This window comes from bacterium (assembly GCA_035703895.1).
In the GTDB taxonomy this organism is placed as follows: domain Bacteria; phylum Sysuimicrobiota; class Sysuimicrobiia; order Sysuimicrobiales; family Segetimicrobiaceae; genus Segetimicrobium.
This window is the reverse complement of the sequence record DASSXJ010000004.1, coordinates 1-9,983: the sequence shown is the minus strand read 5'-3', so window position 1 is coordinate 9,983 and position 9,983 is coordinate 1. Positions and strand designations below refer to the sequence as shown.

The 9,983-nt window shown below is 62.2% G+C and carries 15 protein-coding genes; 8 read left to right on the top strand and 7 right to left on the bottom strand.

The window, feature by feature from the left end; genetic code table 11:
- The 4 genes from VFP86_00150 to VFP86_00135 all read left to right on the top strand — a co-directional run.
- On the top strand, window positions 1–337 hold a 337-nt coding region (locus tag VFP86_00150), incomplete at its 5' end, for a GNAT family N-acetyltransferase (protein HET8998036.1).
- A gap of 36 nt (window positions 338–373) precedes the next feature.
- Window positions 374–1,219 carry a carbon-nitrogen hydrolase family protein gene (locus VFP86_00145; GenBank protein HET8998035.1) on the top strand — a complete coding sequence of 282 codons (846 nt, stop codon included), beginning with the start codon at window positions 374–376 and terminating at the stop codon, window positions 1,217–1,219.
- A complete protein-coding gene (locus VFP86_00140) occupies window positions 1,182–1,808 on the top strand; it encodes a pyridoxamine 5'-phosphate oxidase family protein (protein HET8998034.1) in 627 nt (208 codons plus the stop codon). The genes VFP86_00145 and VFP86_00140 overlap by 38 nt, the downstream gene beginning before the upstream one ends.
- Before the next feature lie 75 nt (window positions 1,809–1,883).
- Window positions 1,884–3,083: an FAD-dependent monooxygenase gene (locus VFP86_00135; protein HET8998033.1), complete on the top strand. Its 1,200-nt coding sequence runs from the start codon at window positions 1,884–1,886 to the stop codon at window positions 3,081–3,083.
- A gap of 77 nt (window positions 3,084–3,160) precedes the next feature.
- On the opposite strand, the gene VFP86_00130 is transcribed toward VFP86_00135, so the two are convergent.
- The 7 genes from VFP86_00130 to VFP86_00100 all read right to left on the bottom strand — a co-directional run bounded on the left by VFP86_00130 (window position 3,161) and on the right by VFP86_00100 (window position 6,719).
- Window positions 3,161–3,865, bottom strand: coding sequence for a hypothetical protein (locus VFP86_00130; GenBank protein HET8998032.1), 705 nt, complete (start codon window positions 3,863–3,865; stop codon window positions 3,161–3,163).
- Between the two features lie 23 nt (window positions 3,866–3,888).
- Window positions 3,889–4,284, bottom strand: coding sequence for an SDR family oxidoreductase (locus VFP86_00125; protein HET8998031.1), 396 nt, complete (start codon window positions 4,282–4,284; stop codon window positions 3,889–3,891).
- Complete coding sequence (locus VFP86_00120; GenBank protein HET8998030.1) at window positions 4,253–4,654, bottom strand: DUF3830 family protein; 402 nt, start codon at window positions 4,652–4,654, stop codon at window positions 4,253–4,255. The genes VFP86_00125 and VFP86_00120 overlap by 32 nt, the downstream gene beginning before the upstream one ends.
- Window positions 4,655–4,676: 22 nt before the next feature.
- The gene (locus tag VFP86_00115) at window positions 4,677–5,108 is read right to left on the bottom strand and encodes a DUF3830 family protein (GenBank protein HET8998029.1); all 432 of its coding nucleotides are present in this window, start codon (window positions 5,106–5,108) and stop codon (window positions 4,677–4,679) included.
- Between the two features lie 73 nt (window positions 5,109–5,181).
- Window positions 5,182–5,325 carry a hypothetical protein gene (locus VFP86_00110; GenBank protein ID HET8998028.1) on the bottom strand — a complete coding sequence of 48 codons (144 nt, stop codon included), beginning with the start codon at window positions 5,323–5,325 and terminating at the stop codon, window positions 5,182–5,184.
- 24 nt (window positions 5,326–5,349) lie between these two features.
- Entirely contained in the window at window positions 5,350–6,006 is a 657-nt protein-coding gene (locus VFP86_00105) for an isochorismatase family protein (protein HET8998027.1), read from the bottom strand.
- Window positions 6,003–6,719, bottom strand: a complete 717-nt coding sequence (locus tag VFP86_00100; protein HET8998026.1) for a GntR family transcriptional regulator — start codon at window positions 6,717–6,719, stop codon at window positions 6,003–6,005. The genes VFP86_00105 and VFP86_00100 overlap by 4 nt, the downstream gene beginning before the upstream one ends.
- Before the next feature lie 297 nt (window positions 6,720–7,016).
- Between VFP86_00100 and VFP86_00095 the strand changes: the two genes are divergently transcribed.
- From VFP86_00095 to VFP86_00080, 4 genes are all read left to right on the top strand, one after another.
- Window positions 7,017–7,163, top strand: coding sequence for an aldehyde dehydrogenase family protein (locus tag VFP86_00095; GenBank protein ID HET8998025.1), 147 nt, complete (start codon window positions 7,017–7,019; stop codon window positions 7,161–7,163).
- A 44-nt stretch (window positions 7,164–7,207) separates the two neighbouring features.
- Window positions 7,208–7,624: a DUF3830 family protein gene (locus tag VFP86_00090; protein ID HET8998024.1), complete on the top strand. Its 417-nt coding sequence runs from the start codon at window positions 7,208–7,210 to the stop codon at window positions 7,622–7,624.
- A gap of 13 nt (window positions 7,625–7,637) precedes the next feature.
- Entirely contained in the window at window positions 7,638–9,179 is a 1,542-nt protein-coding gene (locus tag VFP86_00085; GenBank protein HET8998023.1) for an ABC transporter substrate-binding protein, read from the top strand.
- A 19-nt stretch (window positions 9,180–9,198) separates the two neighbouring features.
- A partial coding sequence (locus VFP86_00080) for an ABC transporter permease (protein ID HET8998022.1) occupies window positions 9,199–9,983 on the top strand: 785 nt, incomplete at its 3' end.

The window sequence follows — 9,983 nt, the reverse complement described above, 5'->3', positions numbered from 1 at the left end:
TTCCAAGTACTTCGATGATGAGTTCTGGAACCAGAGTACAGACAGGTTTCTGTGGTGGGCCAAACTTGATGAAACCGTCATCGGCTTTGCGAAGACGGAATTGCTAGAAGACCCGGTGTGGGAAAGGCTTGGCTACATTGGGGACTTCTACATAGCACCACCGTTCCGCCGTCGTGGACATGGTAGAGGATTCGCCCGGCTGATTTTTGATTGGTTTGCTCACCGAGGCATCCGCTATGTGAGGCTTTATGTTCGTGTAGACAACCCTGCCGCCTCAGCATTCTGGGAGAAGCAAGGGTTCGAAACAGTTAGGTATCAGATGCGGAAGATGCTTTAATGAGCTTAGTCGAATCTATTTCATCGGGGGTCATCCGTGATCATTGCCCTGGCATCGCCCTGCATTGCCTCAACCCTTGAGGAGGGCTTAGACAAGATCAAACGGCTCCTGTCCGAAGCTTCGGCCCAAGACGCGGAGATCGTGTGTTTCCCGGAGGCCTATCTCCCAGGTCTGCGCGGACAGGATTTTGAGGTATTACCTTTTGATTGGATACAGCAGGAACGGGTGCTCGAGACCGTGGCGCAGTGGGCGCGAACGTATGCGGTGGCCACTATCCTCGGGATGGAAAGGCTCACGGAGGCGGGCCGGCAGATTGCCGCCTTCGTCATTGACGCCTGGGGCCAGATTCAAGGATACCAAACCAAGAACCAACTAGACCCGACCGAAGATCAGTTCTATGTGCCCGGCAATACCCGGCGACTCTTCGAGATCAAAGGGATGAAGTTTGGAGTGGTGATTTGCCATGAGGGCTGGCGCTATCCTGAGACGGTGCGATGGGCGGCGGTGCGGGGCGCGAAAATCGTCTTTCATCCTCACCACACGGGGAGTGATCAAGAAGGTGTCCGTCTGACGCAGTGGGGCGCAAGCGACGGGCCGTACTATGAGAAGGCGATGATGCTTCGCAGCATGGAGAACACGATCTACTTTGCCAGTGTCAATTATGCGTTGCGCTTCCAAGAATCGGCGACAAGCCTCATCGCCCCGTCGGGCCAGTGTCAGGCGTACTTACCCCATGGGCAGGAGGGCGTACTAGTGCAGGCCATCAACGTCGAGGAAGCAACCGGGTTGCTAGCTACTCGATACGCACCCGACCGTTATCAAGAAGTTCCAGGAGGAACGCGTTATGTCCCAGAGAGAGCCTCGAACGATCATCGGTCTTGAAAATCTTCGGCAGGTCTATAAAGAACCTCGGGCGGCCGCGAGGCTGAAGGCGCTCGATCGCCTCGACGATTTCTGCAAGAACTTCATTGCGCTGTCACCGTTCTTCGTGCTCGCTTCGTGCAACGACCAGGGGCACGCCGATGCGTCGCCGCGAGGGGACCAGCCGGGATTTGTGCGGGTCCCCGATGATCACACGCTGCTCGTCCCCGATCGCCCCGGCAACAACCGCATCGATACGATGAGAAACATCCTCTCCAACCCAGGTGTCGGGATGATCTTCTTTGTGCCGGGCTTTAACGAAACGTTGCGGGTCAACGGGACGGCCACCATTCTGCAGGATCCAGGACTCTGCACCGAGTTCACCGTCAACGGCAAACCTGCCTTGGCCGTCATACGAGTCAGCGTCCGGGAGGTCTTCTTTCACTGCGGGAAAGCCCTGATGCGGTCACGTTTGTGGGACCCGATGACGTACGTAGACCGGTCGACATTCCCGTCGCACGGACGTATCCTTGCGGAGCAAACTAAGACGGTCTCGGTAGAAGAGTCAGAAGCGTATGTCGCCCGAAGCTACAGGGAGAGGTTGTACTAACAGAAACCGTTGCAGAACCTGTTCGAGGGCGGATGACGGATTGGCTCCAGGTAGGGGAGGGGAGGTCCGGCAACGGTGTCCAGTTATGATCTTGTGGTTGTCGGAGGGGGGCTAGGCGGTTCGACGCTGGGCAAGGCCCTGGCCGAATGGGGGGCTCGTGTGCTTGTGCTCGAGCGCGAGACGCGATTTAAGGACCGCGTGCGCGGCGAACAGATGCATCCCTGGGGTGTCGCGGAAGCACGGCGGTTGGGTATCTACGATTTACTTCGCGCGAGCTGCGGACACGAACTGCCATGGTGGGACATGTACGACGGCCCACGGTTGATCCTGCACCGGGACCTCCCGAATACGACCCGTCAAGGCGCGTCCGAGTTCACCTTCTACCATCCGGTCATGCAAGAAGTCTTGTTCCAGGCGGCGGTAGCCGCTGGGGCCGAGGTGCGCCGTGGAGCCGTCGTCCGCGACGTGCGCCCCGGCGAACGGCCGTCCGTTGTGATTGAATGTGGTGGGCGTGTCGATGAAACTCAGGCACGCCTGATCGTGGGCGCCGACGGCAGGAACTCGATGACGCGTAAGTGGGGCCGCTTCACTGTCCGTCGGGATCCTGAACGCCTGCTGATAGCCGGACTGCTGTTTGACGACATGCCAGTGGCTGACGATACCTCGTATACTGTGTTCAACGCGGATCTCGGGCAACGAGTACTCTTGTTCCCTCAAGGACGCGGCAGAGTTCGAGCCTACCTGATCTATCAACAAGACTCCGGACGGCGCTTCCAGGGCGAGGGCGATATCCCCCAGTTTGTCACGGCATCTTTAGAGACCGGAGCCCCGGCTGAGTTTTACGCCGGCGCGCGTGCTGCCGGGCCGCTGGCCACGTTCGATGGCGCCGACACATGGGCGGAACACCCGTACGGGAATGGCGTCGCGTTGATCGGCGATGCCGCGGCGTCGAACGATCCCTCGCATGGCCAGGGTCAATCGCTGACTGTGCGGGATGTACGCGTCCTACGCGATCATCTCTTTAGCCATGAGCACTGGGATGCTGCCGGGCATGCTTACGCGGACGAGCACGATCATCACTATGGTGTGATGCACGAGGTCACGCGGTGGTTCAGGGATCTCTTCTACACGAGGGGAACAGAAGGCGAAGCCCGCCGGGCTCGCGCGTTCCCGTTGTTCGCGGAAGACCGGTCTCGAGTGCCGGACCATTTGTTCTGCGGGCCGGACCTGCCTATAGAGGAAATGACCAGGACCCGCTTCTTCGGAGAGGACTAATCCGCGAGACGCACCGCGTCGTCTGACGAGTGGCACATGAGCTCAAAGGGCGACTCGCCATTTGCTTGAGTCCTGGCTCAGACGTCGATGTCTACGATGATCGGGACATGGTCACTCAAACCGGAACCGCACCAGTCCTCAAATGTGCCAAGGCTAAGATCCTTGACTCTGTCGATCCAACGATTGGGGAGAAACACATAGTCTATGTGATATGTCGGGCCGTCCTTCGTGCGGTCCCTCCAGTACAGCGTCGGAATGGTCTCCCGACCATGAGGCTCGCCGCGGACGGTGTGGTAGGCGCTGACAAGGCCGAGGCCTTCCAGCATTTCCACCTTCGCCATGTGATTGATGCGCCATCCCGGTTTGTCCCAAATAGCATTGCTGTTTAGGTCGCCCGCAACGATGGCCGGGCGGTCGGCGAGAAACCTCTTGTATCGGGTGAGCGCCATGTGGAGCGGGCCCGCTTGATTCTTCCGGGTGACGCCCCCACTTGCGTTCTGGGCCCACACGGCCAACACATTGCACTCAACCGGCCCAGATATATGAACGGGAGCGATGTAGCGAAGCGTCCGATAGTACGGGTTCGACAAACGCGCCGTGTATCCATTGAAGGTGAAGACAGCCAAGCCCTTGTTGAGGTTCTGCCCGATCCAGACCGGATCATGTTCCGTTCGATAGAATTTTGCGCGCGCACGAAAGCGCTCTGGCTCAGCGCACTCACAGACGATCGCGATGTCCGGCTCGATATCGAGCAGGGCGTCAAATTTGCGATCCAACGCCATGTTACAGTTCCAGGCGACGATCCTCATGTGCCGATGGGAAACGCGAGTTGGTGACCGTCAAGGCGGTCGCGACCCTGCACTCTAGAAACCGAATTTGTTGCGGTCCTTTTCACCGGACAGGTTGCCTGAGCCTTGGCTCTTCGCCATCTAGTATTCGCCGCCTTGATTGAGACTCCAAAGAGCGTCAGGGACGTCAATCTCACCTGCCCGAACCGGATCATACCCGGGTCATTCCGGCCATCAACGACAACTTCCTCTCCCGTCATGAAAGACGAGTCGTCGGATGCGAGAAAGAGGACCACACGGGCGATCTCCTCGGGCGACCCGAGTCGCCCCAGCGGGATCCTGGCTTCGAGCGAATCTCGCGCGGCCGTCCCCCCACCGGAGCTATCCCCGCTTGATACGCATCGGCCGAGCACCTTCCCACTCGATCTTGCGCCCGAACTCGGCGAGGCTCACGATGTCCCCCTCGATCCGGCCCACGCGCGGGACCGGGAAGGCCCCCGAGGAGCCCTGCATCCTCGCCTGGCCGTAGACGAGCCGGAGCCCGTTCCATTTGGGGATGAACAGGATGTCCCCAGGGTTGTGGAGTTGCGCGACGTTCTCCGGTCGCTCCGGTTCCGGGATCTTCACCCAGAGGCGGAGCATGTCGCCGCTCCAGACCGTGTTCGTGGTCTGTCCCTCGAGCGGCAGCGCCTGCCAGATCCGGCTGCAGATCTCCGGGGCTAGGTCGTCCAGCAGCGCGCCCTTGAGCGTGTGCCCGTCGAACTCGATCACAATCGGTTTCATTTCTCTCAGGCTCCTTCCCGACTCATGCGTCGGCGAGCGGCCGGATGGCGAACTGCCCCGCACCGTCCCACTGTAGCCGATCCGCTTTTTTGGCGAACTCCGTGAGATCGCCCTCGATCCGGCCGAGCGCGGTGACGTACATCGGGCCGATCACCCACGAGAACCGCGCCTCGCCATAGGCGATCGCGATTTCCTTGGCGGCCCGCAGGTAGACGATGTCGCCCGGCGCCTGAAAGCCCACGGGATTCTCCAGCCCGAGGCCCCACTGCGAGGTATCGATCTCCATCTTGAAATCGGTGTTTGTGTGGAACATCTGGCCGGACCATTTCGCGTGAGTCACGCGATCCTCGTACGGCAGGCACTTCCAGAACGCCGCGACGGTCACCGGAGCCTTGTCCTCGTAGAGCACCGCGCGGACCTTGACGCCACTGAGTTCGATCTCCACTCTCTTCATGGTGTCCTCCCTTCGTTTGGTGGTGTATCGCGCCACATCACATCCGTCGGACGCTTACGCGGGGGCTCACGGGTCACGTGCGCAAGCGTGGATCAAACGCATCCCGGGCCCCGTCGGCGAGCTTGTTGAGTCCGAGGATCGTCAGCATGATCGCCTGGCCGGGGGCGAAGGCGATCCACGGCGCTTGGTCGAGGAACGGGTAGCCGTAGCGCAGCATCGACCCCCAGGACGGCGACGAGCCCTAGCGCTGGGTTCGGACGTGTCCCAGCCACTCCTCGACATACGAGTACGGGCGAACCACCGCGTATTTCTGTGCCATGTCGAACAGATTGAGGCGGTGTGGGGTCGGGGCCCGATCGAAGATGCAGTCTTCAACAACGACTGTGCGAAACCGGTAGTCGTGGGCGTCTACGACAGATGCCCGGACACAGCCGCTGGTCGTACATCCGGTCACCAAGATGGTGTCCACGCCGAGGCCGATCAGGTGGCCGGCCAAGGGCGTGCCGAAAAACGCGCTGGCGGCGGACTTTCGGTATACGGCATCGTGCCGTCGCGGGGCGAGCTCCCGCACGATGTCGGTTCCCATCCGGGCTTCGTGGCGCGTCGCGCCCGCCCCCCGCGGGAACCCGTGGGTGTACACGATCGGCACGCCGCGGGCTCGGGCGATCCGCAGCAACCGCGCGATCTTCGGGATGCTCCGCCACGCGATCTCGCCACAACTGTTCCGAAACTTGCAGATAGACGAGAGGATTGGCTCCGGCTTGTCGCCTGCGAAATTGTACTCCATGTCGACAACAAGCACCGCCGGCCGCCGGCCCTCTGAGGGGATGTGGCCGTAGCCGGCGCGGCGATACACTTCGAGTTCGTCCGCGCCAACGAGGCCATCCCAGGCGTTCATCGCGTGACCAGGTCCATCCGCTGCATCTGATGCAGTTTCATTTGCACCAACATCGCTTGGGTCATGTGCTCGCGCGCCAAACGCTCCGCTTCGTCGGCGTCACGTCGCCGGATGGCCGCAACGAGTGCTTCGTGCTCCTGGAGCGACTTGCGTGCTCGAGCGGGATCGGCGAGTGAAGTCCGGCAGATCGGGCGCACGGCGTCATACAACCGGAGCACCTGTTCCGTGAGCCGCCTGTTGCGCGCGGTGCTACAGAGAAACTCGTGGAACCGCGCGTTCAAGGCCAGGAACCGTTCCACATCATCCTGTTCCACCGCCATCGCCATTTGGGCACATATGTCCTCAAGGATGATGAGCTCGCTCGGTGAAATCGTTTGCGCCGACATGCGCGCCGCCGCGCCTTCCAGCACCGCCCGCATCATGTAGATCTCCTCGATATCCTTGAGGCTGAGGTCCGTGACAATCAGCCCCTGGCGGGGGATTCCCGTGAGGAATCCCTCCATGGTGAGTTGCTGCAGCGCCTCCCGGACCGGAGTCCGGCTCACCCCTAACGCGTGCGCCAACACGCGCTCGTTCATGACCGAGCCCGGGGTGAGTAGGTTCCGGAGGATCGCTTCGCGCAGGGTATGGTAGACGGTCTCGCTGAGGGCCTTCTGCTTATCGTGTTTCAGTCGAAGAGTCGCCAGTTCCGCTAGTCCGTGGTCGTCCGTCATGATGTCTCCTGCCTAACTTTAGTTGGGCATGGCCAGCCGCAGCGGATGAGCTGCTGTCGGATGTTGTCAGGACTCTGAAACTGGTACACCGGTGCCTTCTGTTGCATACCATAGCTCTTTTATTGTAGTCAATAGTACGGACATCGCGGTCGAACTTGCAACCGCGGCCGCCGCCTCACAAAGCCTCAGAAAGCATGCTGGCAGGATGACCACCCGCTCGCCGAGAATCGTTTTTGAGCTGGTATACATAGATATACCGAGCCCAATCAACCCAGAAGACAGGGGGCCCTCCGCCCCGTGTCTCCCGCGTCGCCGTTCGGCGCGTACAAGGCGAGCGGCCATGGGCGGGAGAACTGGCGCGGTACCCTCGACGAGTACACTCAGGTGAAGAGCGTATGGGTGGAACTTTCGAGTGGCACCCAGGATCCCTGCGTGATGCGGTAGCACTACCTACGGTGCAAGCGGACATCGGGGGGAGGAAGGGATCGATGGGGCAGGTGAGGATCGAACTCGACGGGGTGACGGCGGGGGCGGAGCTGTGGGACGATCGAGCGCCGCGGACGGTGGCGGCGCTGCTCCAACGGTTGCCGATCGAGGATCGGACGATTCATGTACGGTGGTCCGGGGCTGCCTGGCGCACAGAGAAGAACTACCCGCTCAGGCTTGGCATGGTCGAGAACCGGGCCACGTGGCTCGAGCCCGGGGATCTCATCTATTACGACGACCCGCGGTACCAGCTCTACAAGGTGGCGTTCATCTACGGGACGAGCCAGTGGCGGGATGACAAGGGAGAGTTATACGTTGCGCGGATCGGGAAGGTGACCAGCAATCTCGACGCACTCATCGCGAAGAGCAACGAGATCCTGTTCCAGGGACCGAAGACCGTCAAGATTCGGCTTGCATAGGGAGGTGGGGAGCATGAGACGCCGAGAATTTCTGCGCACAACCGCGGCCGCCGCGATGGGGCATGCGCTGACGAAAAGCCGCGGGCTTCGCGGCGCGGAAGCCGCCCCCGCCCCGCAGCGCGGGGGGACGCTTCGGGTCGGCTGGATTCCCAACGCCCATACACTCGACCCGCACTACTCGGTGGATTTCGCCGAGCGGCACGTCATGTACGCCGTGTTCAACACGCTCGTCGCCGTCAATCCGTCGTTCGAGATCGTTCCGGAACTGGCCCGCTCGTGGAAGATCGAACCGAACGGCAGGGTCATTACGTTCCAGCTGCAGCCGGGCGTGCGGTTCCACGACGGGACGGCCTGCGACGCCGCCGCGGTGAAGTGGAACATGGATTTCATTCTCGACGCGGCCAACAACTCGCCGCAGCGGCGGCAGATGGAGCCGTTCCTGAACAGCGTGGACGTGGCCGGTCCGGCCTCGGTCGTATTCCGATTGAAGCAGCCGTATCCCGGTCTGCTCGCGGCGCTGGCGGAGCGGCCGGGATTCATGGTGTCGCCCGCGGCCTGGCAGAAGTACGGCCGGGATCTCGGGCGCCGGCCGGTGGGCACGGGGCCGTTCCAGTTTGTCGAATGGGTCTCTGACGACCATGTCACCCTCACACGCTTTACCGGTTATTGGGAGCAGGGCAAACCCTACCTCGACGGCATCGTGTTCCGGGTGATCCCGGATCCGGCCGTCCGTGGGACGATGGTCCGCACCGGAGAACTCGACACAGCCAGTTCGCCCGACCCCAAGGACATCCCCGGCCTCGAGCGCGCCCAAAACGTGAAGGTGATCACGGAGAACCCGTCCGGCCACTGGTGGGCGACGCAGTGGCGCGTGGACCGGCCGCCCTTCAATAATAAGGCGCTCCGGCAGGCCATCGCGTACGGCGTCGATCGGGAGGAGTTCGTCAAGGTCATGCTCGGCGGTCGCGGGGCGGTCGCCAAGGGTCCCACGCCTTCCAACGTCTGGTGGTACAACGACGGCGTCAAGGGCTACACGTATGATCCCGCCAAGGCAAGGAGCCTGCTGGCCGAGGCCGGCACCGGCGGGAGTTTTTCCGGCGAGTTCGCGACGGACAACACCCCGCTTGGCCTCCAGTTTGCCGAGCTGCTGCAGCAGCAGCTCAGGAAGATCAACGTCAATATCACAATCAACCCGGTCAACCCGGCCGACATGTACCAGCAGGTGCTGGCCGCGAAGTTGAACTGGGCCCGGACGGACTGGACGCTCCGCGGCGACCCCGACGGACTGCTGCGGATCCTGTTCTACACGGGTAACTTCGCCAATTCCACGAGCTACTCGGGCGTCGACCGCCTGCTCCGCGACGCGAGCTCGTCCTACGACCGTGCGATCCGGAAAAAGGTGTACGGAGAGATCGAGCAAACCGTGATCAACGACGCGCCGTACGTGTGGTTCTTCTACGTGCCGGAGTACGAGCCCACGCGGACCACGGTCCAGAATTTCGCCTGGATCCCGGACTCCGTGCCGCGCTACCGCGATCTGTGGATCGCCAAATGACCGGCGTGCTCTAACCGCGTTGGCACGGTACATCGTCCAGCGTCTGCTCGCCATCATCCCGATGGGCGTGTTGCTCACGGCTGCGGTCTTCGCCCTGGTTCACGCCTTTCTGGGCGACCCGGTGGTGTTGATGCTCGGCCGGGAGGCCGATCCTGAGACGGCGCAGCGGCTTCGGCATGAGTTGGGGCTGGACCGGCCCGTCTACGTGCAGTACGCTGACTGGCTGTCGCGCGCCGCGCGGGGGGATCTCGGCCGGTCGCTTCGCGATCGTGAGCCGGTTGCGCGCGCCGTTGAAAACCGCCTGCTCGTCACGGGGGAATTGACGCTGCTGGCCATGGCCGTCGCGCTGGCCGCGGCGCTCGCCCTCGGCACGGCGGCGGCCGTCCGCGCCGGGAGCGCGGTGGACTTCGCCGTGTCCGGCTTCTGCATCGCTGGGGTGACGCTTCCCAACTTCCTTCTGGGCATCATGCTAATCTTTCTCTTTGCCCTGACCCTCCGGTGGCTGCCGAGCGGCGGATACGCGCCGCTGTTTGCACAGCCGCTCGAGAACCTCCGGCTGATGATCCTCCCAACGGCCACCTTGAGCCTCGCGTACATCGGGTTTCTGAGTCTCGTGTTGAAATCCAGCGTCAAGGCCGCCCTGCGGGCGCCGTACGTGCAGACGGGACGGGCCAAGGGGATCACCGAGCGCCGGGTGCTTGCGCGCCACGTGCTGCGCAACTCACTCATCCCGCTGCTGAGCGTGCTGGGCGTCGAAGTCGGACGGCTGTTCGGCGGCGCCGTCATCACGGAAACCATCTTCGC

Bases quoted from the DNA above. Each gene is read 5' to 3' on its own strand.
- VFP86_00110 (HET8998028.1), bottom strand. From the start codon at position 5,325: ATGCTGCGCTACGGCTACCCGTTCCTCGACCAAGCGCCGTGGATCGCC.
- VFP86_00140 (HET8998034.1), top strand. From the start codon at position 1,182: ATGTCCCAGAGAGAGCCTCGAACGATCATCGGTCTTGAAAATCTTCGG.
- VFP86_00100 (HET8998026.1), bottom strand. From the start codon at position 6,719: ATGACGGACGACCACGGACTAGCGGAACTGGCGACTCTTCGACTGAAA.
- VFP86_00130 (HET8998032.1), bottom strand. From the start codon at position 3,865: ATGGCGTTGGATCGCAAATTTGACGCCCTGCTCGATATCGAGCCGGAC.
- VFP86_00085 (HET8998023.1), top strand. From the start codon at position 7,638: ATGAGACGCCGAGAATTTCTGCGCACAACCGCGGCCGCCGCGATGGGG.
- VFP86_00105 (HET8998027.1), bottom strand. From the start codon at position 6,006: ATGAACGCCTGGGATGGCCTCGTTGGCGCGGACGAACTCGAAGTGTAT.
- VFP86_00090 (HET8998024.1), top strand. From the start codon at position 7,208: ATGGGGCAGGTGAGGATCGAACTCGACGGGGTGACGGCGGGGGCGGAG.
- VFP86_00115 (HET8998029.1), bottom strand. From the start codon at position 5,108: ATGAAGAGAGTGGAGATCGAACTCAGTGGCGTCAAGGTCCGCGCGGTG.
- VFP86_00120 (HET8998030.1), bottom strand. From the start codon at position 4,654: ATGAAACCGATTGTGATCGAGTTCGACGGGCACACGCTCAAGGGCGCG.